Consider the following 23,932-nt stretch of genomic DNA (forward strand, 5'->3'; position numbering starts at 1 on the left):
AGCGGTGCTACAAGTAACGCGTCGATTCAGCCTTTCAGCGGAACCAGACGCGGAGCAATCATGTTTTCCGGGCGCAGGATGTCGGCGAGCATGGCTTCGTCGAGCAGACCTTCTTCGCGCACCAGTTCCAGCACGCCGCGGCCGCTTTCAAGGGCGAGGCCGGCGATGCGGGTGGCGTTTTTGTAGCCGATGTACGGGTTCAGTGCGGTAACCAGACCGATCGAGTGCTCGACCAGTTCACGGCAGCGCGCTTCGTTGGCGGTGATGCCGACGATGCAGTGCTCGCGCAGCATGTCCATGGCGCGTTGCAGCAGGCGGATCGAGTCGAAGATCTTGAACGCGATCAGCGGCTCCATCACGTTCAGCTGCAGTTGGCCGCCTTCGGCTGCCATGGTCAGCGCCAGGTCGTTACCGATCACTTGGAACGCGACTTGGTTAACGGCTTCCGGGATTACCGGGTTGACCTTGCCAGGCATGATCGAGCTGCCTGGCTGACGCGCTGGCAGGTTGATTTCGTTGATGCCGGTGCGTGGGCCGCTGGACAGCAGACGCAAGTCGTTGCAGATTTTCGACAGCTTGACCGCGGTGCGCTTGAGCATGCCGGAGAACAGTACGAAAGCGCCCATGTCGGAAGTCGCTTCGATCAGGTCGGCCGCCGGAACCAGCGGTTGACCGCTGATCAGGGCCAGACGCTGAACCGCCAGCGCTTGGTAACGCGGGTCGGCGTTGATGCCGGTACCGATCGCGGTGCCGCCCAGGTTCACTTCAGTCAGCAGTTCCGGGGCCAGCGTCTTCAGACGGGCCAGGTCTTCGCCCATGGTGGTGGCGAAAGCACGGAATTCCTGGCCGAGGGTCATCGGCACGGCGTCTTGCAATTGAGTACGGCCCATTTTCAGGACGTGATCAAATTCTTTGCCCTTGGCCGCGAACGCCTGAATCAGGCTGTCGAGGCTGGCCAGCAGGGTGTCGTGACCGAGCAGCAGGCCCAGGCGGATCGCCGTTGGGTAAGCGTCGTTGGTCGACTGCGCCATGTTGACGTCGTCGTTCGGGTGCAGGAACTGGTACTCGCCTTTCTGGTGACCCATTGCTTCGAGGGCAATGTTGGCGATCACTTCGTTGGCGTTCATGTTGGTGGAAGTACCGGCGCCACCTTGAATCATGTCGACCACGAACTCTTCGTGGAAATCACCGCGGATCAATCGGGCACAGGCTTCGCTGATGGCAGCGTGCTTGGCTTCGCTCAGATGACCCAACTCGCGGTTGGCGTCAGCAGCGGCCTGTTTGACCATTGCCAGACCGACAACGAGTTTTGGGTAATGCGAAATCGGAACGCCGGAGAGACGGAAGTTATTCACCGCTCGCAGGGTCTGGATGCCGTAATACGCTTGAGCCGGTACTTCGAGGGCGCCAAGCAGGTCGTTTTCAGTGCGGAAAGATGCAGCGGAGGACATGATAGAAATCATCTCGATATGGACCCGGTCTGTGCCGGAACGCTGCGAATGCTAGGCTTGTGGGGAATTTTGGGCCAATGCTGTTAAGCACTGCCCTATGCACATTCGGCATAATGCCCATGTGACGCCGCGTGCGCGGCAGACGTGTGACCTGTTTTGGTGCGTGTCCGGGAGGACGTGATGAATCTGGAAAGCAAATGGCTCGAGGACTTCAGTGCTCTGGCCGCCACCCGCAGCTTCTCGCAAGCGGCCGAACGACGCTTCGTGACCCAGCCGGCGTTCAGTCGGCGGATCCGCAGCCTCGAAGCGGCGCTGGGGTTGACCTTGGTCAATCGCTCGCGCACGCCGATCGAACTGACGGCGGCGGGGCAGTTGTTTCTGGTGACCGCGCGCACGGTGGTCGAACAACTCGGTGAAGTGCTGCGCCATCTGCATCATCTGGAGGGCGGGCAGGGCGAAGTGATGCAAGTCGCTGCCGCTCACTCGCTGGCACTGGGTTTCTTTCCGCGCTGGATCGCGCAACTGCGCAATGAAGGTTTGAACATTGCCACGCGACTGGTCGCGACCAACGTCGGCGACGCGGTGCATGCGCTGCGTGAGGGTGGCTGCGATCTGATGCTGGCGTTCTACGACCCGGACGCGGCGATGCAGATGGACCCGGAAATTTTCCCCTCGCTGCATTTGGGCCAGACCGAGATGCTGCCGGTGTGCGCGGCGGATGCCGAGGGCAAGCCGCTGTTCGATCTGGAAGGGGAAGCGAGTGTGCCGTTGCTTGCTTACAGCGCCGGTGCTTTTCTCGGGCGCTCGGTGAATGGCTTGCTGCGTCAGCGTCAAGTGCGCTTTACCACTATTTATGAAACCGCGATGGCGGACAGTTTGAAGAGCATGGCGCTGGAAGGGTTGGGCATTGCCTGGGTGCCGCAACTCAGCGTGCGTGCGGAATTGGCCCGTGGCGAACTGGTGGTCTGCGGCGGCCCGCAATGGCATGTGCCGCTGGAGATTCGTCTCTACCGCTGCGCCTTGGTGCGCAAAGCCAACGTGCGCCTGCTGTGGCGCAAGCTTGAAGGCGGCGCTGCCCAAGCTTCCTGAAAAGATCGCAGCCTTCGGCAGCTCCTACATTGCAATGCATGTCCCTGTAGGAGCCGCCGAAGGCTGCGATCTTTTGATCTTTTTGGCTGACCTTCAAGTCAATAAAACCGGGCATTTGCGGCAGATGACAGATGGTCGCGCAGGGGGCTGTTTATTGCTTTCTTTGCGGTATACTGCGCGGCCTTCGGCCGGCACGACCGGCCATTTTTCGTACAATCAAGCCACGCAACCTGCGTGGCTTGTTGTTTTATGACGCGCCTGCGGGCGCTCCAGAGAGAAGAGGCGCGACGATGAGTGCACTGGTTGGCGTGATCATGGGCTCCAAGTCCGATTGGTCCACCCTTAGCCACACCGCCGATATGCTGGAAAAGCTCGGCATCCCGTACGAGGTCAAAGTGGTCTCTGCCCACCGTACCCCGGATCTGCTGTTCCAGTACGCCGAAGAGGCTGAAAGCCGCGGCATCGAGGTGATTATCGCCGGTGCCGGTGGCGCAGCCCACTTGCCAGGCATGTGTGCGGCCAAGACCCACCTGCCGGTGCTCGGTGTGCCGGTGCAGTCGGCCATGCTCTCGGGCGTCGACTCGCTGCTGTCCATCGTGCAGATGCCAGCGGGCATTCCGGTCGCCACTCTGGCTATCGGCAAGGCCGGCGCGATCAACGCCGCGCTGCTCTCGGCGAGCATCCTCGGCGCCAAGCACCCGCAGTTCCACGCGGTACTGAAAACCTTCCGTGCCGAGCAGACAGACAGCGTCCTGGACAATCCAGACCCACGTATTGCCTGAGGTTGTTGAGATGAAGATCGGTGTAATCGGAGGCGGCCAGTAGGGTCGCATGTTGTACCAGGAGGGCACTCCGCTGGGCATGAACTTCGCTTTCCTCGACCCTGCGCCGGACGCTTGCGCCGCTGCGCTGGGCGAACACCTGCGGGCCGATTACGGCGATCAGGATCATCTGCGCCAACTGGCCGATGAAGTCGATCTGGTGACCTTCGAGTTCGAAAGTGTTCCAGCGGAAACCGTGGCGTTCCTGTCGCAATTCGTTCCGGTTTATCCGAGCGCCGACGCCCTGCGCATCGCTCGCGATCGCTGGTTCGAAAAGAGCATGTTCAAGGATCTGGGCATCCCGACCCCGGCCTTCGCCGACATTCAATCGCAAGCCGATCTGGATGCCGCCGTGGCTTCGATCGGTCTGCCGGCCGTGCTGAAAACCCGCACTCTGGGTTATGACGGCAAGGGCCAGAAAGTCCTGCGCAAGCCGGAAGATGTGGTTGGTACGTTCGCCGAACTGGGCAGCGTGTCCTGCCTGCTGGAAGGCTTCGTGCCGTTCACCGGTGAAGTTTCGCTGATCGCCGTGCGTGCTCGCGATGGCGAAACCAAGTTCTATCCGCTGGTACACAACACCCACGACAGCGGCATCCTCAAGCTGTCCGTTGCCAGCACCGATCACCCGTTGCAGGCGTTGGCCGAAGACTACTCGAGCCGTGTGCTCAAGCAACTCGACTACGTTGGCGTGATGGCGTTCGAGTTCTTTGAAGTCGACGGTGGCTTGAAAGCCAACGAAATCGCCCCGCGCGTGCACAACTCCGGGCACTGGACCACCGAAGGCGCCGAGTGCAGCCAGTTCGAAAACCATCTGCGCGCCGTTGCCGGCCTGCCGTTGGGTTCGACGGCCAAGGTCGGCGAGAGCGCAATGCTCAACTTCATCGGCGTTGTGCCGCCGGTTGAGAAGGTCATCGCCATCGAAGATTGTCATCTGCATCACTACGGCAAAGCCTTCAAGGCCGGGCGCAAGGTCGGTCACGCCAACCTGCGCTGCGCCGACATGGCCACGCTGCAGGCGCAGATCGTCAAGGTCGAAGCGCTGATCGCCGAGTAATTCAGTTTCATGTGTCTGCGGCGGAACCATTCAGGGGCCGCCGTTCTCTCATGGCAGGATGCCAAAGTCTGACTAGGCTTCGCATATCTACTACTGAGAGGGAATTGCCATGGGAATTATCGGAACCATCTTTATCGGCTTGATCGTCGGCCTGCTGGCTCGGTTCCTGAAACCGGGCGATGACAGCATGGGCTGGATCATGACCATCCTGCTCGGTATCGGCGGTTCGCTGGCGGCCACTTATGGCGGCCAGGCTCTGGGCATTTATCAGGCGGGCGAGGGCGCAGGCTTCCTCGGCGCACTGGTCGGTGCAGTCGTGTTGCTGGTGATCTACGGCCTGATCAAAAAGAACTGATCCAAAGCGACAAAGTCCTCTCTGCCAACGCGGCAGGGAGGGCTAGAATGCTCGGCGATTCAACGTTCCTTCCTTTCTATACCGAGCACCTTCATGCGCCGTCTTCTGTTGACTCTCCTTTTCTTGGGCAGCGGTTTGGCCCACGCCGGCGAACTGCCGGAAACCGACTGGCTCGAACTGATGCCCAAGTCGGATCAAAAGGCCCTCGAGGCCATGCCTGAAATCGACCACAACTCCCCGGAAGCCACCGGCACCTTCACCGAGAAGGGCGGGATGAAGCAGGCCAAAGGTCTGCCGGCGGTGATGTATTCGACCAAAACCGTGGCGTCGATGAACGACAAACACATCCGCATCGGTGGTTATCCGGTGCCGCTGGAGTCTGACGCCAAGGGTCGCAGCACGTTGTTCTTCCTCGTGCCGTATCCGGGCGCCTGCATCCACGTGCCGCCACCGCCACCGAATCAACTGGTGCTGGTGCGTTATCCGAAGGGCTTGAAGCTGGACGATATCTACACGCCGCTGTGGGTGACCGGCACGCTGAAAGTCGAGAAGGTCAGCAATGACCTGGCTGACGCAGCGTATGCGCTGGAAGCCGATAAGGTGCGGGTGGTGCAGGAATCTGATCTCTAAAGCAAAAGCTCGCAGCCTTCGGCAGCTCCTACAGGGATATGCATTCCAATGTAGGAGCTGCCGAAGGCTGCGATCTTTTGATCTTAAAGCGGTTTGCTGGCGACACTGACGCCCATGGTATGGCTCGCACCCGGCGCGAGCGTGACGATGTCATCCGTCACATTCGCCGTCTCGATGCATAGCATGCGCTGCCAGCCATCGTTATCCATATCCGCCAACGCCGCCGCGCGATCGATCCACGGGTTCCAGATCACTGCCGTGCGCGAGCCGGTGGCGGTCAGGACAATGCGCCGCTCCCAGGCCGCGTCGACGATGCTCAGCTGCGGTGGAGCGTCGAGGTAGATGCGGTCGGTTTCCCCGGCAAACTGCAGGTCACCTTGCTGGCTGTTGGTTTTCCAGTCATCCAGCGTCTCGATGTACTTCAAGCCATCGACGCCATCGACGTGCACATTGCGCACATCACTGACCGCGAAATAGGTGTGCAGCGCCTGGCTCAGACTGACGGTGTCACTGCCACGGTTGTGGCTGGTCAGGCTGAAACTCAGTTGCTCGGACAAATGCAGGGTCAGGGTCAGATCGACCTGATGCGGCCAGTCCGGCAGGCCGCCTTCGGGGTAGGGCAGTTTGAACTCCACCTTCACGCCATCAGCCTCTGATTCGATGCCACTCAGTTCCCAATCCATCGCCCGCACCAGACCGTGCGCGGGTGCCGGTTGCTCACCGGTGTACATGGCCTGCACGCTCTGCGGGTTGCGTTCGAATTTGCCAAACCACGGCCAGCACACCGGCACGCCAGCGCGGATGCTCTTGCCAGTCTTGAACACCGCCTTATCGTTGAGCCAGATGATCGGCGGCTGGCCATCGATCTGATAACTGAGGATGTGCGCGCCTTGCTGGGCCACCAGCACTTCGGCCTGACCGTGGCGGATGCGCCAGCAGTTCAGTTCATCCAGTTTCACGGCTTCAACGTTGGGCGTGTTCATCGGACAGCTCTCAATCAGTAACAAGGACAACTATCGACCGTAAAACGGCCGCGAGGTTTAGCGCGCGCGTGGCGGCACCGAGCGAGTGCGGCCGCTGCCGTCGATGGCGACGAAGACGAAAACCGCTTCGGTCACTTTACGCCACTCGCTGGACAGCGGGTCGTCGCTCCACACTTCGACCATCATCTGGATCGAGCTGCGGCCGATTTCCAGGGTCTGCGTATAGAAGGACAATTGTGCGCCGACAGCGACCGGCACGAGAAACGCCATGCGGTCGATGGCAACGGTAGCGACGCGGCCACCGGCAACACGGCTGGCCATCGCGGTGCCAGCCAAATCCATCTGCGCCACCAGCCAGCCGCCGAAAATATCGCCAAAGCCGTTGGTTTCGCGCGGGAGTGCGGTGATTTGCAGGGCCAGGTCGCCTTGCGGGATCGGATCTTCTTGTTCGAGCTCTATCATGCCGAGGGTGCCTCTGACCCGTGACTCATCGTTGGTATTGCTGGTGGTAGCCGTCTTCGGGAAAAACGATTCAGCACCGAACATACTACGTTCGTCACGTTTTCCATCAGGCGCCTAAGGAGAAACTCTGCGAAACCGGCTAATCCCGAGCAAAGGCCGGGCCAACGACGTTTTCGCACAGCAACCCCCTACAAACCGGAGCAGGTTGCGAGTATATCGGTCGGTAGACTCCACGACGACCATCCGGTTCTCATTTCGACCGTCAAATACGCGCCTCTATGTGCTTTTTCGAACAATTTGCTATGGTGCCGAACCTGCCCAAGCCACCGCCAGCGTTGTTGTGGCGGCAGATCCGACTATAAGAGAAGCCCTTGCCATGACCACAGCGCCTTCGAGCCTCGCGCAGCCCGAGCAACCCGCACGACCGTTGACCCGCAATGACTACAAGACTCTGTCGCTGTCCGCCCTTGGCGGCGCGCTGGAGTTCTACGACTTCATCATCTTCGTTTTCTTCGCCACTGTGGTCGGCAAGCTGTTCTTCCCGGCCGACATGCCCGAGTGGCTGCGTCTGATGCAGACCTTCGGCATCTTCGCCGCCGGCTACCTCGCGCGGCCGTTGGGCGGCATCGTCATGGCGCACTTCGGCGACCTGCTGGGGCGCAAGAAGATGTTCACCCTGAGCATTTTCATGATGGCCGTGCCGACCCTGATCATGGGTCTGCTGCCAACGTATGCGCAGATCGGCATGTGGGCACCGATCCTGCTGCTGGTGATGCGCGTGATTCAGGGCGCGGCGATTGGCGGGGAAGTGCCGGGCGCGTGGGTCTTCGTTTCCGAACACGTCCCGCAAAAACACATGGGTTACGCCTGCGGCACCCTCACCAGCGGCCTGACCGCCGGCATCCTGCTCGGCTCGCTGGTCGCCACCGCGATCAACAGCATTTATACGCCTGCCGAAGTGTCCGATTACGCCTGGCGGATTCCATTCCTGCTCGGCGGTGTGTTTGGCCTGTTCTCGGTGTACCTGCGCCGCTGGCTGCACGAAACCCCGGTGTTCGCCGAGCTGCAACAGCGTAAAGCCTTGGCTGAAGAAGTGCCGCTGCGTGCGGTGCTGCGCGACCATCGCGGCGCGATTGCGATCTCGATGCTGCTGACCTGGTTGCTCTCCGCTGGCATCGTCGTGGTCATTTTGATGACCCCGACCGTGCTGCAAACCGTTTATCACTTCACCCCGACGGAGTCGCTGCAGTCGAACAGTCTGGCGATCGTGTTCCTGAGCATCGGCTGCATCATTTCCGGCGCATTGGCGGATCGCTTTGGTGCCGGCCGGGTGTTTGTGTTCGGTTGCCTGGGCCTGCTGATCAGCTCGTGGACGTTCTATCACAGCCTCGCGGATCACCCGAACTGGCTGTTCCCGCTGTACGCGCTGACCGGTTTCCTGGTCGGCACCATTGGTGCGGTGCCGTATGTGATGGTGAAAGCGTTTCCGCCGGTGGTGCGCTTCAGCGGGTTGTCGTTCTCGTACAACGTGGCTTACGCGATCTTTGGCGGTTTGACGCCGATGGTGGTGAGTTTGCTGCTGAAGGAAAGCGCGATGGGGCCTGCTTATTATGTGGCGGTGCTGTGCGCGATGGGGATGCTGGTGGGGGCGTGGCTCTGGAAGAAGGGGCGCTGATTTTCCCTCCCGCCTGATCGTTCCCACGCTCCGCGTGGGAATGCATCCCGTGACGCTCCGCGTCACCTCTCAAATGCGGACCCACAGCGTCCATGGCGGCGTTCCCACGCAGAGCGTGGGAACGATCTGTCGCGACATGCTGGCCTTTCATCCAATTGTCATATTTCAGCCATAGAGTGTTCACACGGCCTGCTGATACTTGGCCCCGACTTAACACACCCTATCTGCTAGGAGTAAGGCATGAAACTGAAGCGTTTGATGGCGGCAATGACTTTTGTCGCTGCTGGCGTTGCGACTGCCAACGCGTTCGCCGCTGTTGACCCTGCTATCCCGAGCTACACCAAGACCACTGGTGTGTCGGGCAACCTGTCCAGCGTCGGCTCCGATACCCTGGCCAACCTCATGACCCTCTGGGCTGAGAACTACAAAAAAGAATACCCGAACGTAAACATCCAGATTCAGGCCGCTGGCTCCGCCACTGCGCCACCTGCGCTGACTGAAGGCACCTCCAACCTGGGCCCGATGAGCCGCAAGATGAAGGACACCGAACTGGCTGCTTTCGAGCAGAAGTACGGCTACAAGCCAACCGCTATCCCGGTGGCTGTGGATGCCCTGGCTGTGTTCGTGCACAAGGACAACCCGATCCAGCACCTGACCATGGAACAGGTTGACGCGATCTTCTCGTCGACCCGTCTGTGCGGCGCCAAAGCCGACGTGAAAACCTGGGGCGACCTGGGCGTGACCGGCGACCTGGCCAACAAGCCAGTGCAGCTGTTCGGTCGTAACTCGGTATCCGGCACCTACGGCTACTTCAAAGAAGAAGCCCTGTGCAAAGGCGACTACAAACCAAACGTTAACGAACAGCCAGGTTCGGCGTCGGTTGTGCAGTCGATCAGCTCCTCGCTGAACGGCATCGGTTACTCGGGCATCGGCTACAAAACCGCTAGCGTGAAAACCGTTGCTCTGGCCAAGAAGGGCGGCACTGACTTCATCGAAGACACCGAAGAAAACGCCCTGAACGGCAAGTACCCGCTGTCGCGTTTCCTCTACGTGTACGTCAACAAAGCCCCGAACAAGCCTCTGGCTCCGCTGGAAGCTGAGTTCGTGAAACTGGTGCTGTCGAAACAGGGCCAGGAAGTTGTGGTGAAAGACGGCTACATCCCGCTGCCAGCCAAGGTTGCTGCAAAAGCACTGGCTGACCTCGGTCTGCAAGAAGGCGGCGCTGAAGTCGCAAAGAAGTAACCCCGTAGATCCGGGCTAAACCCGGATCTGCAGGAACCCCTGTAGGAGCTGTCGAGGGAACCGAGGCTGCGATCTTTTGATCTGGCCTCTGACTGCAAGATCAAAAGATCGCAGCCTCGGTTCCCTCGTCAGCTCCTACACAGGTTTCAAACGTTTCCGTTACAGCAGGTTTCAGGCGGGCCCCACAGGACACCGCGAACCTTCGAATTCTTCGATCCTCCTCCAGTACCCGCTGGCGGTGGATTTGGTGCGTCACTGCATTGTCATCTTTCTGTCATACAGGATCGCTAGGGTGTGCGCATGAATGATCTGGCCAATTCCCCAATGACTACGACTTCCCCTCCCAAGCGCATTGATTTCAATACGCCTGAGCTGCAACGCAAGCGCCGCATTCGCGCGCTCAAGGATCGCTTCACCCGCTGGTACGTCCTCGTTGGCGGCCTGGCGGTGCTGGCAGCCATCACCCTGATCTTCTTCTTTCTCGCCTACGTGGTTGCGCCGCTGTTCAAGGGTGCCGACCTGACCGCGAAAGATGCGATCACCCCGGCCTGGATGCAGGACGCCGGCAAGCCGCTGATGATTTCGCTCGAAGAGCAGAATCAGGTGGCCATGCGCGTGTCCGACAAGGGTCAGGCGCTGTTCTTTGATATCGACAGTGGCGCTGAATTGAAGCGCGTCGATCTGCCGGTTCCGGCCGGCACCACCGTGACCTCGCTGGGTGAAGATCAGCCGGGTCATCCGCTGGTGGCCGTGGGCCTGTCCAACGGTCAGGCGCTGGTGTTCCGTCACACCTATAAAGTCAGCTACCCCGATGGCAAGAAAACCATCACCCCGGCCATCGAATATCCGTACGGCGAGACGCCGATCGCGCTGAACGAAAGCGGCGGTGCGCTGGAGCACGTCAGCCTGAACGCCACCGACACCACGCTGATGCTGGTGGGCTCGACCGGTTCGCAACTCAACGTGTTGTCGCTGACCAGCGAAGAAAACATGATGACCGGCGAAGTCACCAACGAGCAGAAGCGTATCGATCTGCCGCAGATGACCGAGTCGGTGAAAAACATCTTCGTCGACCCACGCCAGCAATGGCTGTACGTGGTCAACGGGCGTGCTCAGGCCGACGTGTTCAGCCTGCGCGACAAGAGCCTCAACGGTCGCTACAAACTGCTCGAAGACGGCGACGCTGAAGTCACCGCTTCCACTCAGTTGGTCGGTGGCATCTCGCTGATCATTGGCGACTCCAAGGGCGGTCTGGCCCAGTGGTTCATGGCGCGTGACCCGGATGGCGAACAGCGTCTGAAGCAGATTCGCACCTTCCAGATGGGCACCACGCCGATCGTTGAAATCACCGCTGAAGAGCGTCGCAAAGGCTTCCTCGCGCTGGATGCTAGCGGCAAGCTCGGCGTGTTCCACAGCACCGCGCACCGCACGCTGTTGGTCGATCAAGTCGTAGAAGGTCAGGGCCTGTTCGGTCTGTCGCCACGTGCCAACCGCGTGATCGTCGAAGCCGGCGGCAAGCTGCAACCGCTGCTGCTCGACAACCCGCACCCGGAAGTGTCGTGGAGCGCGCTGTGGAGCAAGGTCTGGTACGAGAACTACGACGAGCCTAAATACGTCTGGCAATCGACCGCGGCCAACACCGATTTCGAACCGAAACTGAGCCTCTCGCCACTGACCTTCGGCACCCTGAAAGCCGCGTTCTACGCGATGCTGCTGGCGGCGCCACTGGCCGTCGCTGCGGCGATCTACACCGCGTACTTCATGGCCCCGGGCATGCGCCGCAAGGTCAAACCGGTCATCGAACTGATGGAAGCGATGCCGACGGTGATCCTCGGTTTCTTCGCCGGTCTGTTTTTGGCGCCGTATGTAGAAGGGCATTTGCCGGGCATTTTCAGCCTGCTGATGTTGTTGCCGATCGGCATTCTGGTCGCCGGTTTCACCTTCAGCCGCCTGCCTGAATCGATCCGCCTGAAAGTCCCGGACGGTTGGGAAAGTGCGCTGCTGATTCCAGTGATTCTATTTGTGGGCTGGCTGTCGCTGTACATGAGTCCGTTCATGGAGAACTGGTTCTTCGGCGGTGACATGCGCATGTGGATCTCCCACGACCTCGGCATCACTTACGACCAGCGCAACGCTTTGGTGGTCGGTCTGGCCATGGGTTTTGCGGTCATCCCGAACATCTACTCGATTGCTGAAGACGCCGTGTTCAGCGTGCCGCGCGGTCTGACCCTTGGCTCGTTGGCCCTCGGTGCCACACCGTGGCAGACCATGACTCGCGTGGTGATCCTGACTGCCAGCCCGGGGATCTTCTCGGCGCTGATGATCGGCATGGGCCGTGCGGTCGGCGAAACCATGATCGTGCTGATGGCCACCGGTAACACCCCGGTCATGGAAATGAACCTGTTCGAAGGCCTGCGTACTCTGGCCGCCAACGTCGCGGTGGAAATGCCCGAGTCGGAAGTCGGCGGCAGCCACTACCGCGTGCTGTTCCTCTCGGCGCTGGTGCTGCTGTTGTTCACCTTCGTCATGAACACCCTGGCAGAACTGATTCGTCAGCGTCTGCGCAAGAAATACTCGTCGCTTTAAGCAAAGGTAGAAGTCTGTGAAACAGAACTCCCTGAAAGGATGGTTCAAGAGCGGCGCCCCGGGCGTCTGGATCAGCGGTGGCGCGGTGTCCATCGCGGTCATCATGACCATTGGCCTGTTGGCAGTGATTGCCGTGCGCGGTCTAGGTCACTTCTGGCCGGCGGATCTGGTGCATGCCAGCTACGACGTGCCGGGTCAGGCCCAGCATCTGGTCGTCGGCGAAGTGGTACAGAAAGAAGAAGTGCCGCGTGCTCGCCTGAAGAGCGCCGGTTTGCCGGTGCCGGATCAAGGCCCGGAATTCATGACCCGCGAGCTGATCAAGGTCGGCAACCGTGACTTGAACGGCAACGACTTCACCTGGATCGTCGGCGACTGGCTGACCAACCAGACCACACCGCCGGAGTTGATGGCGATTGAGCGTCGCGAGTGGGGTAACTTTTACGGCTACCTGGTCAACGTCAAACAGGATGGCAAGGTTATCGCCGAGGGCGAAGCTGCCTGGCCTGAACTGCAGGCGCGGATCAACCGGGTAAACGGTCTGGCGGCGCAACTGAAGTCGCTGGAAAAAACCGACATCGGTGCGATCAACGCCGGGCTGGAACGCATCCGTCTGCATGGTCGCAAACTGGAGCTGGAAGGCAAACTCGACGCCACCGCACAGGCGGACATGGAGTCCGAGCGTGCCGAACTGAACGCGCGTTATCAGGACATCGAAGCGCGTCTGGCCGACCTGCATGCGCAGTTCAATCGCGACGCGTTGACCGCTCGCGACGCCAACGGCAAAGAGATTGAAATCGGTTTGGGCAAAGTGGTTCACGCCTACCAGCCGAACGCGATGAGCACGTTCACCAAGGTCGGTTTCTACTTCAGCAAGATCTGGGAGTTCCTTTCGGATGACCCGCGTGAAGCGAACACCGAAGGCGGGATTTTCCCGGCGATCTTCGGCACCGTGATGATGACGTTGATCATGGCGATGATCGTCACCCCGTTCGGCGTGCTGGCAGCGGTGTACCTGCGTGAATACGCCAAACAGAACACCCTGACGCGGATCATCCGTATCGCGGTGAACAACCTTGCCGGCGTTCCGGCGATCGTTTACGGCGTGTTCGGTCTGGGCTTCTTCGTTTACGTACTCGGTGGCTCGGTCGACCGCTTGTTCTTCCCGGAAGCGCTGCCGGCACCGACTTTCGGTACACCGGGTCTGCTCTGGGCCTCGCTGACGCTTGCGCTGCTGGCGGTGCCGGTGGTTATTGTGGCGACGGAAGAAGGTCTGGCACGTATTCCGCGTACCGTGCGTGAGGGCTCGTTGGCCCTCGGCGCGACCAAGGCTGAAACCTTGTGGAAGATCGTGATCCCGATGGCCAGCCCGGCGATGATGACCGGCATGATCCTCGCCGTGGCCCGCGCCGCCGGTGAAGTGGCGCCGCTGATGCTGGTGGGTGTGGTGAAACTGGCGCCGTCGCTGCCGGTGGACGGCAACTACCCGTATCTGCACCTCGATCAGAAGATCATGCACTTGGGCTTCCACATTTATGACGTCGGCTTCCAGAGCCCGAACGTCGAGGCGGCGCGCCCGCTGGTGTACGCCACGGCGCTGTTGCTGGTGCTGGTGATCGCGACGTTGAACCTGTCGGCGGTGTATATCCGCAACCACCTGCGCGAAAAATACAAAGCACTGGATAGCTGATTAACGCCTCTCTCTGTAGGAGCAAGGCTTGCCCGCGATGGCGTCATCAAAATCGCCTTCGCCAGCAAGCTGTGCTCCTACAGAGAGCGGTATCACCGCTGACCCATGTTGTGAGGTCAGCGGCCAACCGAACCAAATTTGTTAGCACAGGGAGCCTCCCATGCAGCACGAAGCACATACCCACGGCATCAACATGTCCGCCCTGGGCCGCGACAAGCAGAGCCTCAACCTCGAGCAGGAAACCGTGGCCATCGAAGTACCGGGCCTGAGCCTGTACTACGGCGACAAACAAGCGCTGTTCGACGTCAGCATGAACATTCCGAAACAGCGCGTGACTGCCTTCATCGGCCCGTCCGGCTGCGGTAAATCGACGCTGCTGCGCACCTTCAACCGCATGAACGATCTGGTTGACGGCTGCCGCGTAGAAGGCGCGATCAACCTGTACGGCAACAACATCTATCGCAAGGGCGAAGACGTCGCTGAACTGCGTCGTCGCGTCGGCATGGTGTTCCAGAAGCCGAACCCGTTCCCGAAAACCATCTACGAAAACGTCGTGTACGGCCTGCGCATTCAAGGCATCAACAAGAAGCGCATCCTCGACGAAGCGGTCGAGTGGGCGCTGAAAGGCGCGGCGCTGTGGGACGAAGTCAAAGACCGTTTGCATGAATCGGCACTCGGTCTGTCCGGTGGTCAGCAACAACGTCTGGTGATCGCCCGTACCATCGCGGTTGAGCCGGAAGTGCTGCTGCTCGACGAACCGTGCTCGGCCCTCGACCCGATCTCGACCCTGAAAGTCGAAGAGCTGATCTACGAGCTGAAATCCAAGTTCACCATCGTCATCGTCACGCACAACATGCAACAGGCCGCGCGGGTTTCGGATTACACGGCGTTCATGTACATGGGCAAACTGGTGGAATTCGGCGACACCGACACCCTGTTCACCAATCCGGCGAAGAAGCAGACCGAAGACTACATCACGGGGCGGTACGGCTAGCCGTACAGCCGCAAGCTTGAAGCTGCAAGCGGCAAGTCAAAGCGGTTCAGCGTAACGACAAATTTCAGCTTGCAGCTTGTAGCTTGCAGCTCTTGGTTAAAGCTTTTGCGGAGCGAACACAATGATTTCTAAGGAAGGCCTTACCCATCACATCTCTGCGCAGTTCAATGCTGAGCTTGAGGAAGTGCGCAGCCACCTCCTGGCCATGGGCGGGCTGGTCGAGAAGCAGGTCAACGACGCGGTGACCGCGCTGATCGAGGCCGACTCCGGTCTGGCTCAGCAGGTGCGCGAGATCGATGACCAGATCAACCAGATGGAACGCAACATCGACGAAGAATGCCTGCGCATTCTTGCCCGTCGTCAGCCGGCGGCGTCCGACTTGCGTTTGATCATCAGCATCTCCAAGTCGGTTATCGACCTCGAGCGAATCGGCGACGAAGCGACCAAGATCGCTCGCCGCGCGATTCAGTTGTGCGAAGAAGGTGAGGCGCCACGCGGTTACGTCGAGGTTCGCCACATTGGCGACCAGGTGCGCAACATGGTGCGCGATGCGCTGGACGCGTTTGCCCGTTTCGACGCTGACCTGGCGTTGTCGGTGGCGCAGTACGACAAGATCATCGACCGCGAATACAAAACCGCCCTGCGTGAGCTGGCGACTTACATGATGGAAGATCCGCGCTCTATCTCGCGCGTGTTGAGCATCATCTGGGTGCTGCGTTCGCTGGAGCGCATCGGCGACCACGCGCGCAACATCTCCGAGTTGGTGATTTACCTGGTGCGCGGCACCGACGTGCGGCACATGGGCCTCAAGCGCATGAAGGAAGAAGTTCAAGGCACAAGCGGCGAAACCGCTAATGTTCCGGACGTTGCTGACGATAAGTAAGATTGCCTGAGTAAAGCGCCCGGCCCTTTGGCCGGGCGTTTTCGTTTACAGCTTTCGATAAAAAAGCAGCACCCGCGAACGAAAAGTCCCGGCGTGACTGAAGAGTTTTGGCAATGTGCCATCAGCCAGCGTTATGCTTGCCGGGATTTTAATAGGGGTGTTGGATGAGCAAGATCAGTGTGTTGGTCGTGGACGACGCGTCGTTCATTCGTGACCTGGTGAAAAAGTGCCTGCGCAATTACTTCCCGGGGATCCGCACCGAGGACGCCATCAACGGCAAAAAGGCTCAGGCCATGCTGACCAAGGAAGCGTTCGACCTGGTGCTGTGCGACTGGGAAATGCCGGAAATGTCCGGCCTCGAACTGCTGACCTGGTGTCGCGAGCAAGACAACCTGAAAACCATGCCCTTCATCATGGTCACCAGCCGTGGCGATAAAGAGAACGTGGTGCAGGCGATTCAGGCCGGCGTTTCCGGTTACGTCAGCAAACCGTTCACCAACGAGCAACTGCTGACCAAGGTCAAACAGGCCCTGAACAAGATCGGCAAGCTCGACGCCCTGATGAACAGCGCCCCGACCAAGATGAACTCGGCATTCGGCAACGATTCCCTGAGCGCATTGACCGGCGGTAAAGCGCCCGTGGTTGCAGCACCTGCCCCGGCAGCTGCACCGGCTCGCGGTTTGCTCAACAGCCCGCCCGTCAAAGCACCTGCCGCTTCGGCAGCGCCAAGCGGTGGTCGTGGGCATGGCCAGTTGCGGCTGCCGAGCGGCACGCAGCAATGCGTGATCAAAGCGTTAAGCCTCAAGGAAGCGCTGCTGGTGGTGAAGCGCAGCGAGAACCTGCCGCAGATCCTCGACAGCGCGGTGCTCGATCTGGAGCAGGGCGACAATGCCGAGATCGCCCGCCTTAATGGCTATCTGCACGCGGTGGTCGCGCATGAGCAGAAGCCCGACAGCGAATGGCTGCAACTGACCTTCCGCTTTGTCGATCAGGATGCACAGAAGCTCGACTACATCTCCCGCCTGATTGCCCGTGGCACGGCGCAGAAGCACTTCATCCCCGGCGCGTAAGAGGCACGTCTGAAAAGATCGCAGCCTGCGGCAGCTCCTACAGGGGATCGCATTCCAATGTAGGAGCTGCCGAAGGCTGCGATCTTTTGTTTTGCCTTTAGCCAAATTGAAACATCTGTCGACTCCCCCGGTCTGTTTCACCTGCTAGGCTCTTTTCAGGCCTTCCTTCGACAGACTCTTGCCCATGTTCGCGCGCCTGCTGTTTCTCTGTGGTTTTCTCTTGGCCTCTACCTCGGCTGTGGCCGTCACTGTCTACAAATCCACCGATGCTAACGGTGTGGTCTCGTACAGCGATCGCCCGAGCAAAGGCGCGAAGGAGTTCGTGTTTCAGGATCGCATGGTCGAGCACCTGGAGCGTCAGGTGTACCTCGACATCAAGAAGCAGAAGGGCGGCGACGTGGTGTTCGTGCGCAACGACCTGTACGCGCCGGTCGAGATCGCGCTGGCGTTTATCAGCCTGAGCAACGTGCGCGGTGCGCCGGCAAAAGCCATCCGTCGGGTGCTGCCGGCGCGCAGCAAAACCCGGATGGCGCTGTTGACGCCGATTACTGCCGGCCAACCGTTGCAATATTCGCCGCAGTTTCAATATTCCCTCGGCAACCCCGTTGGCGTCACGCAGAGCTATCGCTATCCGCTACCGTGGCGCGGCGGGCCGTTTCGCTTGAGTCAGGGCGCTGAGGGGCAGTACAGCCACTTCGGGCCGAAGAATCGTTACGCGATGGACATCGCCATGCCGGTCGGCACGCCAATCATCGCGGCGCGCGCGGGCGTTGTGGTGAAAGTCGAAAACTCACAGAGCGGTCGCGGCACCGACCCGTCCGGCAACTTCGTGCGCGTGTTGCACAATGACGGGACGATGGGCGTGTACCTGCATCTGAAGCAAGGTTCGGTGAGCGTCAGGGAAGGACAGCAAGTGACAGTCGGCAGTCCGCTGGCGCTGTCCGGCAACACCGGCAACAGCAGCGGCCCGCATTTGCACTTTGTGGTGCAGCGCAACACGGGGCAGGGGCTGGTATCGATTCCGTATCAGTTCAACCAGCCACTGGGCGCGTTGCCCAACTTTGCGTTGGGCAAACAGTGAAGGCAGAGGAGATCAACTGTGGCGAGGGGATTTATCCCCGTTGGACGGCGAAGCCGTCCCAAAACATTCAATGCGGTGTGTCAGTCAATACAGGGATGAAGGATTTGGGGCCGCTTCGCAGCCCAACGGGGATAAATCCCCTCGCCACAAAAGCCGCCCGCCATCCTGATCAATCCAGCATCAACACCTTCGCCAGCACAATCTTCGGGCCTTTCATCTTTTTGATGATGATCCGCAGGCCTTCGACTTCCAGCACTTCTTCCTCTTCCGGCACGCGGTTGAGGGTTTCATAGACCAGGCCGGCGAGGGTTTCCGCTTCGATGTGATCGAGGTCGATGCCGAGCAGACGTTCCACCTTGAACAACGGCGTGTCGCCACGCACCAGCAGCTTGCCCGGCTGATAGGCGAGGATGCCGCGTTCAGCCTTGCGGTGTTCGTCCTGAATGTCGCCGACCAGCACTTCCAGCACGTCTTCCATGGTCAGGTAGCCGATGATGTTGCCGTCAGCCTCCTCGACCACGGCGAAGTGCGAGCCGCCCTTGCGGAACTGCTCCAGCAACTGCGACAGCGGCATATGGCGCGACACGCGCTCCAGCGGACGAGTCAGTTCAGCCAGGTTGAACGACTCGGGAATGTGATCCAGCGCCGCCAGTTCCAGCAGCAGATCCTTGATGTGCAGCAGGCCGACGAACTCCTGCCGCTCGCTGTCGTACACCGGATAGCGGCTGAACTTGTGGCGACGGAACATCGCCAGAATTTCCTTCAGCGGCGCGTTGAATTCCAGCGAGATCAGGTCTTCGCGGGAGTTGGCCCAGTCGACCACTTCCAGCTCGCCCATTTCCACCGCCGAGGCCAGCACACGCATGCCCTGGTCGCTGGGGTTCTGGCCACGGCTGGAGTGCAGAATCAGTTTCAGTTCTTCGCGGCTGTAATGGTGTTCGTGGTGCGGGCCGGGTTCGCCCTGGCCGGCGATGCGCAGAATCGCGTTGGCGCTGGCGTTGAGCAGGTAAATGGCCGGGTACATCGCCCAGTAGAACAGGTACAGCGGCACCGCCGTCCACAGCGACAGCAGCTCCGGTTTGCGGATCGCCCACGACTTGGGGGCCAGCTCGCCGACGACGATGTGCAGGTACGAAATGATGAAGAACGCAGTGAAGAACGAGACGCCTTTGACGACCTCGGCCGATTGCACACCGACCGCGCTCAGCAGCGGCTCAAGAATGTGCGCGAACGCCGGCTCACCGACCCAGCCCAGGCCCAGGGAGGCGAGGGTGATACCGAGCTGACACGCCGAGAGGTACGCATCGAGCTGACTGTGTACGGTGCGCAGGATATGCCCGCGCCAGCCGTTCTGTTCAGCGATGGCCTCGACGCGGGTCGAGCGCAGTTTGACCATGGCGAATTCCGCCGCAACGAAAAAACCGTTGAGCAAAACCAGGATCAGAGCAAATAGGATCATGCCGAAATCGGCAAATATTGTTGCGAGGGACAAGCCAGGGGAAGGGTCCATGATGGAGTTTTGCGGGTTCCGTATGATTCAAAAGAAGGTAAAAGCCGCGCCTGAAAGGCAGGCACAAGTCAGCCAATGTAGCGGCTGACCGGGCGATTGCCTAGTGGCGCGTGCCGGGCGGCATCATTCGCTGGCGCTGATCGCCTGTGCATGGGCCACCTGAGCCGGGGCAAAATGGCAGGTGAACGTGCTGCCGTGACCGGGCACGCTGCTGATCTCCATCCGTGCGCGATGGCGCAGCAACACGTGTTTGACGATGGCCAGGCCTAGCCCGGTGCCGCCGGTGTTGGAGTTGCGGCTGGAGTCGACGCGGTAGAAACGTTCGGTCAGGCGCGGCAGGTGTTTGCTGTCGATGCCGATCCCGGAATCCTGCACGCTCAGGTGCGCGCCTTGATCGTCGCCCGACCAGCGAATGCGGATATTGCCCTCGGCCGGGGTGTACTTCACCGCGTTGAACACCAGATTGGAAAACGCGCTGCGCAACTCCGCCTCGCTGCCCTTGAGCAAAATGCTCGCATCGGCTTCGAGGGTGATGTGCTGGTTTTTTGCGCCGGACAATTGCTGCGCATCGCTTTTGATCGATTGCAGCAACGTGTCGATCTGCACTGGCTGGTTGTCCGACGGGTAATCAGTGGCTTCCAGTTTCGCCAGCAGCAACAGGTCGTTGAGCAGCGTCTGCATGCGCCCGCCTTGTTGCTGCATTTGCTGCAGGGCTCGGCTCCAGCGCGGGTTCACCTCTTCGACGTTGTCGAGCAGGGTTTCCAGATAGCCGCAGATCACCGTCAGCGGTGTGCGCAGTTCGTGGGAAACGTTGGCGATGAAGTCTTTGCGCATCTGTTCCAGCTGATGGATGCGCGTGACGTCGCGCACCAGCATCAAGTGTTCATTGTTGCCGTAGCGGGTGATGTACAGCTGAATGCGCAGGCGATCATTGGTCGGCGAGGGGATTTCCAGCGGCTCGGCGTAGCTGTCTTGCTCGAAGTACTCCTTGAAGCGCGGATGGCGCACCAGGTTGGTCACCGGTTGGCCGCTGTCCTGCGGGGTCTTCAGACCGAGCAAGGTTTCCGCCGCGCGGTTCCACCATTCCAGATTGCCGTCGCTGTCGAGCATGATCACCGCGTCTTTCAGCGCGGCGGTGGATTCCTGAACCCGGTCGATCACCGCTTGCAGACGCCCGCGTACGCGTTGGTCGCGGCGTTGCAGGTGATAGATGCTGTCAAAAACCTCACCCCACAGGCCATAGCCATCGGGCGGTGCTTCATCGGGTTGGTGCAGGCGCAGCCATTCATGCAACCGCAGCAACTGCTTGAGCGTCCAGGCCAGATAAATACCCAGACCTGCAGCAAGGCTCCAGCCGTAATAGCCGGTGATCAGGCCGATCACCAGGCAGGCGGTGACCAGCAACAGCATGTGGCGAATCAGGGTGCCATGCCAGTTTTGATTCACGGAGCGTCCTTAACGCAGCTTCGAGTTTCAAGCCACAAGCTTCAAGCTAAAGCGGATCGGCTTCAACTTGCCGCTTGTAGCTAGAAGCTTGCAGCTGCTGTTTTATGCCTTGGTGGAAAACCGGTAGCCAGTGCCGCGCACGGTTTGTACCAGATTTTCGTAGGCGTCGCCGAGGGCCTTGCGCAGGCGGCGGATGTGCACGTCAACGGTGCGCTCTTCAACGTAGACGTTGCCGCCCCAGACCTGATCCAGCAACTGGCCACGGGTGTAGGCGCGTTCCTGGTGGGTCATGAAGAATTGCAGCAGACGATATTCGGTCGGGCCCATCTCGGCCGGTTTGCCGTCGATGGTCACGCGGTGGCTGATCGGGTCGAGCAGCAAGCCACCGACTTCAATCGGCGCTTCGCCATCAGTCGGGCCGGCGCGGCGCAACACGGCTTTGAGGCGGGCGACCAGTTCACGCGGGGAAAACGGTTTGGTGATGTAGTCGTCGGCACCGACTTCCAGACCCTGGATCTTGTTGTCCTCTTCGCCCTTGGCGGTGAGCATGATGATCGGGATATCCCCGGTCAGCTCGTCACGCTTGAGGCGGCGGGCCAATTCGATGCCGGACGTGCCGGGCAGCATCCAGTCGAGCAGGATCAGATCCGGCTTGCGGTCGACAATGATGGCGTGCGCCTGCTGCGAGTTCTCTGCCTCGAGGCAGTCATAGCCGGCCATTTCCAACGCAACGGCGATCATTTCGCGAATGGGCGCTTCGTCGTCGACGATCAGAATGCTCCTGCCAACCATGCCTTAATCCTCTTGTCATTTAACTGTCTTGCGCCGCATTAGATAACGGAATTATTGCAGTCGTGTGACAGTATTTTAGTCGCCCGGCGATTGGCGCGATCCTGAACTAAGCTTTAAGTCCGAATCCTGACAACCACAAAAGAAGGTTTCCATGACTCAAATGACTGTTTCTTTCAAAGCGCTGATGCTTGCCGCTGCCCTGGCATTGCCATCGATGGCATTCGCCGCCGACCCGGCGATGGAAAAGGATGGCATGTACACCGATCACAAGGGCATGACCCTGTACACCTTCGCCAAAGACTCTGCGGGCAAGTCGATGTGCAATGACAAGTGCGCGACGAACTGGCCGCCGTTGATGGCTGCGGCGGGCGATAAGTCGATGGGTGACTGGACTGTCATCAAGCGTGACGACGGCAAGATGCAGTGGGCCTACCAAGGCATGCCGCTGTACACCTTCGTGATGGACAAAAAGGCCGGTGACATGACCGGTGACGGCAAAATGGACGGCGCCTGGAAAGTCGCCAAAGCCAAATAACCGCATTGCCTTTGTAGGAGCTGAGCTTGCTCGCGAAAGCGGTGTGTCAGTTAACGCGTGTGCTGACTGACACGACGTCTTCGCGAGCAAGCTTTGCTCCTACAAGGTTCTATGTTTAGCGCAACGCGTAATCCAACACGATCCCGACGAATATCGCCAACCCGGCCCAATGGTTGTGCAAAAACGCCTTGAAGCAGCGCATCCGGTCGCGATCCCGCGTGTACCAGAATTCCCACGCGTAGCAACCGGCAGCGACCAGTAAACCAAGGTGAAACCACGTCCCCAACTCGAACTTCGACCCTGCCAGCAACAGGCAGCCCAACGACAACGCCTGCAAACTCAGGATGATCACCCGATCCGCTTCGCCAAACAGAATCGCCGTCGACTTCACGCCGATCTTCAAATCGTCATCGCGGTCGGTCATCGCGTAATAGGTGTCGTAACCCACCGTCCACAGCAGGTTAGCGATCCACAGCAGCCACGCCGCCGCCGGCAGCTCGCCGGTCTCGGCGGTGAACGCCATCGGCATGCCCCACGAGAACGCCGCGCCCAGCACCACTTGCGGGTAATAGGTGAAGCGCTTCATGAACGGATAGGTGAACGCCAGCGCCAGACCGCCCAGCGACAACCAGATGGTCGGCGCGTTGGTGCACAGCACCAGCAGAAAACTCACGCCCATCAACAGCGCAAAGAACACCAGCGCTTCTTTCGAACTGATTCTGCCCGCAGCCAATGGCCGTTGCGCGGTGCGTTTGACGTGGCCGTCGACCTTGCGATCGGCCCAGTCGTTGATCACGCAGCCGCCGGCGCGGGTGAGGATTACGCCGAGGACAAAAATCACCACGTTGGCCAGCGACGGCGAGCCTTTTCCGGCAATCCACAGCGCCCACAGCGTCGGCCACAGCAGCAGGTAAATGCCGATCGGCTTGTCCATCCGGGTCAGCTGAATGAAATCCCAGGCGCGCGGGTTCAAACGGTTCAGGGACTTGAGCAGGCTCTGATACATCAGCAGTTCTCCGAATGGGCGCGGGCGGTGCGCCACAGGCTCGGCAGGAAGATTTCCGCGACCAGCACGCTCAGCGCGCCACGGTCGAAACGGGAACGACGGCCCCACAGTGCGGGCGCCTTGGCGGCGGGCGGCAGCCATTCTTCAGGGTAGTGGCAGACTTCGAGTGCGCGGCGCTGGAAGGCCTGATCGCAAAACAGCAATTCGCCCAGCGAGCGGCTGCCGAGTTCGTCCATGTGCAAACCGTCGCCCTGCAACGCGGCGCGCGAAGCGACGCTGCGGGCAAACACCCAAGCCTCGCCGTGGCCGCGCAAATACACCTCGCGCACCCAGCCTTCACTGCCTGCGGCCAGATCCAGCGCCGCGCATTCGTCGGCACGCAGGGTGTCCCAGCCTTCGAACAAGGGCGTCACGCTAAAGCCGTCGTTAGACAAACGGGTGAGTCGGCGGGTCAGGGAGCCTTCGTCGAACAGCCAGTCGAGGGTCAACGAATCGGGGAGGGGCGTCAGTCGGCTTTGAGTCAGCCAGAGCGGGGCCGGGGAGGAATTTGTCTGTTGCACAATGAGTCATTATTGGCCGC

General features: G+C 60.2%; 23 protein-coding genes. 15 read left to right on the plus strand and 8 right to left on the minus strand.

Annotation, left to right across the window (positions count from 1 at the left end):
* Positions 1-26: 26 nt before the first annotated feature.
* Positions 27-1,451, minus strand: coding sequence for an aspartate ammonia-lyase (locus ACIOMO_RS15590; protein ID WP_159814480.1), 1,425 nt, complete (start codon positions 1,449-1,451; stop codon positions 27-29).
* Positions 1,452-1,631: 180 nt separating this feature from the next.
* Between ACIOMO_RS15590 and ACIOMO_RS15595 the strand changes: the two genes are divergently transcribed.
* From ACIOMO_RS15595 to ACIOMO_RS15620, 6 genes are all read left to right on the plus strand, one after another.
* Positions 1,632-2,540, plus strand: coding sequence for a LysR substrate-binding domain-containing protein (locus ACIOMO_RS15595; RefSeq protein ID WP_400755812.1), 909 nt, complete (start codon positions 1,632-1,634; stop codon positions 2,538-2,540).
* Positions 2,512-2,793, plus strand: a complete 282-nt coding sequence (locus tag ACIOMO_RS15600; protein ID WP_401241853.1) for a hypothetical protein — start codon at positions 2,512-2,514, stop codon at positions 2,791-2,793. Before ACIOMO_RS15595 ends, ACIOMO_RS15600 begins: the two co-directional genes overlap by 29 nt.
* A gap of 37 nt (positions 2,794-2,830) precedes the next feature.
* Positions 2,831-3,322, plus strand: a complete 492-nt coding sequence (gene purE, locus ACIOMO_RS15605) for a 5-(carboxyamino)imidazole ribonucleotide mutase (protein ID WP_007920220.1) — start codon at positions 2,831-2,833, stop codon at positions 3,320-3,322.
* A 49-nt stretch (positions 3,323-3,371) separates the two neighbouring features.
* A complete protein-coding gene (locus ACIOMO_RS15610; protein WP_401241856.1) occupies positions 3,372-4,415 on the plus strand; it encodes a 5-(carboxyamino)imidazole ribonucleotide synthase in 1,044 nt (347 codons plus the stop codon).
* A 109-nt stretch (positions 4,416-4,524) separates the two neighbouring features.
* Positions 4,525-4,770, plus strand: a complete 246-nt coding sequence (locus ACIOMO_RS15615) for a GlsB/YeaQ/YmgE family stress response membrane protein (protein ID WP_016772475.1) — start codon at positions 4,525-4,527, stop codon at positions 4,768-4,770.
* A 93-nt stretch (positions 4,771-4,863) separates the two neighbouring features.
* Positions 4,864-5,400 carry a DUF3299 domain-containing protein gene (locus tag ACIOMO_RS15620; protein WP_007920225.1) on the plus strand — a complete coding sequence of 179 codons (537 nt, stop codon included), beginning with the start codon at positions 4,864-4,866 and terminating at the stop codon, positions 5,398-5,400.
* A gap of 83 nt (positions 5,401-5,483) precedes the next feature.
* Here ACIOMO_RS15620 and ACIOMO_RS15625 read toward each other — a convergent pair whose 3' ends face one another.
* Positions 5,484-6,383, minus strand: coding sequence for a D-hexose-6-phosphate mutarotase (locus ACIOMO_RS15625; RefSeq protein ID WP_401241859.1), 900 nt, complete (start codon positions 6,381-6,383; stop codon positions 5,484-5,486).
* 57 nt (positions 6,384-6,440) lie between these two features.
* Positions 6,441-6,845, minus strand: a complete 405-nt coding sequence (locus tag ACIOMO_RS15630; protein ID WP_003229628.1) for an acyl-CoA thioesterase — start codon at positions 6,843-6,845, stop codon at positions 6,441-6,443.
* 376 nt (positions 6,846-7,221) lie between these two features.
* Between ACIOMO_RS15630 and ACIOMO_RS15635 the strand changes: the two genes are divergently transcribed.
* From ACIOMO_RS15635 to ACIOMO_RS15670, 8 genes are all read left to right on the plus strand, one after another.
* A complete protein-coding gene (locus ACIOMO_RS15635) occupies positions 7,222-8,520 on the plus strand; it encodes an MFS transporter (RefSeq protein ID WP_053125141.1) in 1,299 nt (432 codons plus the stop codon).
* 240 nt (positions 8,521-8,760) lie between these two features.
* Positions 8,761-9,762 (plus strand): phosphate ABC transporter substrate-binding protein PstS, encoded by a 1,002-nt coding sequence (locus ACIOMO_RS15640; RefSeq protein WP_008078772.1) that lies wholly within the window; start codon positions 8,761-8,763, stop codon positions 9,760-9,762.
* Between the two features lie 552 nt (positions 9,763-10,314).
* Positions 10,315-12,348: an ABC transporter permease subunit gene (locus tag ACIOMO_RS15645; protein ID WP_401241917.1), complete on the plus strand. Its 2,034-nt coding sequence runs from the start codon at positions 10,315-10,317 to the stop codon at positions 12,346-12,348.
* 16 nt (positions 12,349-12,364) lie between these two features.
* On the plus strand, positions 12,365-14,035 hold the full coding sequence (gene pstA / locus ACIOMO_RS15650; protein ID WP_401241862.1) for a phosphate ABC transporter permease PstA: 1,671 nt from the start codon (positions 12,365-12,367) through the stop codon (positions 14,033-14,035).
* Between the two features lie 160 nt (positions 14,036-14,195).
* Positions 14,196-15,029 carry a phosphate ABC transporter ATP-binding protein PstB gene (pstB, locus tag ACIOMO_RS15655; RefSeq protein WP_008078766.1) on the plus strand — a complete coding sequence of 278 codons (834 nt, stop codon included), beginning with the start codon at positions 14,196-14,198 and terminating at the stop codon, positions 15,027-15,029.
* A 121-nt stretch (positions 15,030-15,150) separates the two neighbouring features.
* Positions 15,151-15,912, plus strand: coding sequence for a phosphate signaling complex protein PhoU (gene phoU / locus ACIOMO_RS15660; protein ID WP_053125136.1), 762 nt, complete (start codon positions 15,151-15,153; stop codon positions 15,910-15,912).
* A gap of 164 nt (positions 15,913-16,076) precedes the next feature.
* A complete protein-coding gene (locus ACIOMO_RS15665; RefSeq protein WP_212545374.1) occupies positions 16,077-16,982 on the plus strand; it encodes a response regulator in 906 nt (301 codons plus the stop codon).
* 184 nt (positions 16,983-17,166) lie between these two features.
* Entirely contained in the window at positions 17,167-18,063 is an 897-nt protein-coding gene (locus ACIOMO_RS15670) for a peptidoglycan DD-metalloendopeptidase family protein (RefSeq protein WP_401241866.1), read from the plus strand.
* Between the two features lie 169 nt (positions 18,064-18,232).
* On the opposite strand, the gene ACIOMO_RS15675 is transcribed toward ACIOMO_RS15670, so the two are convergent.
* The 3 genes from ACIOMO_RS15675 to phoB all read right to left on the minus strand — a co-directional run bounded on the left by ACIOMO_RS15675 (position 18,233) and on the right by phoB (position 21,811).
* Entirely contained in the window at positions 18,233-19,573 is a 1,341-nt protein-coding gene (locus tag ACIOMO_RS15675) for a hemolysin family protein (RefSeq protein WP_053125129.1), read from the minus strand.
* 123 nt (positions 19,574-19,696) lie between these two features.
* Complete coding sequence (phoR, locus tag ACIOMO_RS15680) at positions 19,697-20,983, minus strand: phosphate regulon sensor histidine kinase PhoR (protein WP_401241920.1); 1,287 nt, start codon at positions 20,981-20,983, stop codon at positions 19,697-19,699.
* A gap of 138 nt (positions 20,984-21,121) precedes the next feature.
* Positions 21,122-21,811, minus strand: coding sequence for a phosphate regulon transcriptional regulator PhoB (gene phoB, locus ACIOMO_RS15685; protein ID WP_007896474.1), 690 nt, complete (start codon positions 21,809-21,811; stop codon positions 21,122-21,124).
* Between the two features lie 151 nt (positions 21,812-21,962).
* Between phoB and ACIOMO_RS15690 the strand changes: the two genes are divergently transcribed.
* On the plus strand, positions 21,963-22,346 hold the full coding sequence (locus ACIOMO_RS15690; RefSeq protein ID WP_053125125.1) for a hypothetical protein: 384 nt from the start codon (positions 21,963-21,965) through the stop codon (positions 22,344-22,346).
* A gap of 115 nt (positions 22,347-22,461) precedes the next feature.
* On the opposite strand, the gene ubiA is transcribed toward ACIOMO_RS15690, so the two are convergent.
* Both ubiA and ACIOMO_RS15700 read right to left on the minus strand, forming a co-directional pair.
* Positions 22,462-23,352 carry a 4-hydroxybenzoate octaprenyltransferase gene (ubiA, locus tag ACIOMO_RS15695; RefSeq protein ID WP_129386663.1) on the minus strand — a complete coding sequence of 297 codons (891 nt, stop codon included), beginning with the start codon at positions 23,350-23,352 and terminating at the stop codon, positions 22,462-22,464.
* Entirely contained in the window at positions 23,352-23,912 is a 561-nt protein-coding gene (locus tag ACIOMO_RS15700; protein WP_401241869.1) for a chorismate--pyruvate lyase family protein, read from the minus strand. The genes ubiA and ACIOMO_RS15700 overlap by 1 nt, the downstream gene beginning before the upstream one ends.
* Positions 23,913-23,932 lie beyond the last annotated feature (20 nt).

The sequence above is a fragment of the Pseudomonas sp. NPDC087804 genome (assembly GCF_044742965.1).
Classification (GTDB): Bacteria; Pseudomonadota; Gammaproteobacteria; order Pseudomonadales; family Pseudomonadaceae; genus Aquipseudomonas; species Aquipseudomonas rustica.

Excerpts from the sequence above, each read along its gene's own strand:
- phoR (WP_401241920.1), bottom strand. The coding sequence starts at position 20,983 with ATGCTGTTGCTGGTCACCGCCTGCCTGGTGATCGGCCTGATCACCGGC.
- ACIOMO_RS15630 (WP_003229628.1), bottom strand. The coding sequence starts at position 6,845 with ATGATAGAGCTCGAACAAGAAGATCCGATCCCGCAAGGCGACCTGGCC.
- ACIOMO_RS15595 (WP_400755812.1), top strand. The coding sequence starts at position 1,632 with ATGAATCTGGAAAGCAAATGGCTCGAGGACTTCAGTGCTCTGGCCGCC.
- ACIOMO_RS15665 (WP_212545374.1), top strand. The coding sequence starts at position 16,077 with ATGAGCAAGATCAGTGTGTTGGTCGTGGACGACGCGTCGTTCATTCGT.
- ACIOMO_RS15590 (WP_159814480.1), bottom strand. The coding sequence starts at position 1,451 with ATGTCCTCCGCTGCATCTTTCCGCACTGAAAACGACCTGCTTGGCGCC.
- ACIOMO_RS15635 (WP_053125141.1), top strand. The coding sequence starts at position 7,222 with ATGACCACAGCGCCTTCGAGCCTCGCGCAGCCCGAGCAACCCGCACGA.
- ACIOMO_RS15620 (WP_007920225.1), top strand. The coding sequence starts at position 4,864 with ATGCGCCGTCTTCTGTTGACTCTCCTTTTCTTGGGCAGCGGTTTGGCC.
- ACIOMO_RS15675 (WP_053125129.1), bottom strand. The coding sequence starts at position 19,573 with ATGGACCCTTCCCCTGGCTTGTCCCTCGCAACAATATTTGCCGATTTC.
- ACIOMO_RS15640 (WP_008078772.1), top strand. The coding sequence starts at position 8,761 with ATGAAACTGAAGCGTTTGATGGCGGCAATGACTTTTGTCGCTGCTGGC.
- phoU (WP_053125136.1), top strand. The coding sequence starts at position 15,151 with ATGATTTCTAAGGAAGGCCTTACCCATCACATCTCTGCGCAGTTCAAT.
- ubiA (WP_129386663.1), bottom strand. The coding sequence starts at position 23,352 with ATGTATCAGAGCCTGCTCAAGTCCCTGAACCGTTTGAACCCGCGCGCC.
- ACIOMO_RS15645 (WP_401241917.1), top strand. The coding sequence starts at position 10,315 with ATGCAGGACGCCGGCAAGCCGCTGATGATTTCGCTCGAAGAGCAGAAT.
- ACIOMO_RS15670 (WP_401241866.1), top strand. The coding sequence starts at position 17,167 with ATGTTCGCGCGCCTGCTGTTTCTCTGTGGTTTTCTCTTGGCCTCTACC.
- phoB (WP_007896474.1), bottom strand. The coding sequence starts at position 21,811 with ATGGTTGGCAGGAGCATTCTGATCGTCGACGACGAAGCGCCCATTCGC.
- pstB (WP_008078766.1), top strand. The coding sequence starts at position 14,196 with ATGCAGCACGAAGCACATACCCACGGCATCAACATGTCCGCCCTGGGC.
- ACIOMO_RS15690 (WP_053125125.1), top strand. The coding sequence starts at position 21,963 with ATGACTCAAATGACTGTTTCTTTCAAAGCGCTGATGCTTGCCGCTGCC.
- ACIOMO_RS15615 (WP_016772475.1), top strand. The coding sequence starts at position 4,525 with ATGGGAATTATCGGAACCATCTTTATCGGCTTGATCGTCGGCCTGCTG.
- ACIOMO_RS15625 (WP_401241859.1), bottom strand. The coding sequence starts at position 6,383 with ATGAACACGCCCAACGTTGAAGCCGTGAAACTGGATGAACTGAACTGC.
- ACIOMO_RS15610 (WP_401241856.1), top strand. The coding sequence starts at position 3,372 with ATGTTGTACCAGGAGGGCACTCCGCTGGGCATGAACTTCGCTTTCCTC.
- purE (WP_007920220.1), top strand. The coding sequence starts at position 2,831 with ATGAGTGCACTGGTTGGCGTGATCATGGGCTCCAAGTCCGATTGGTCC.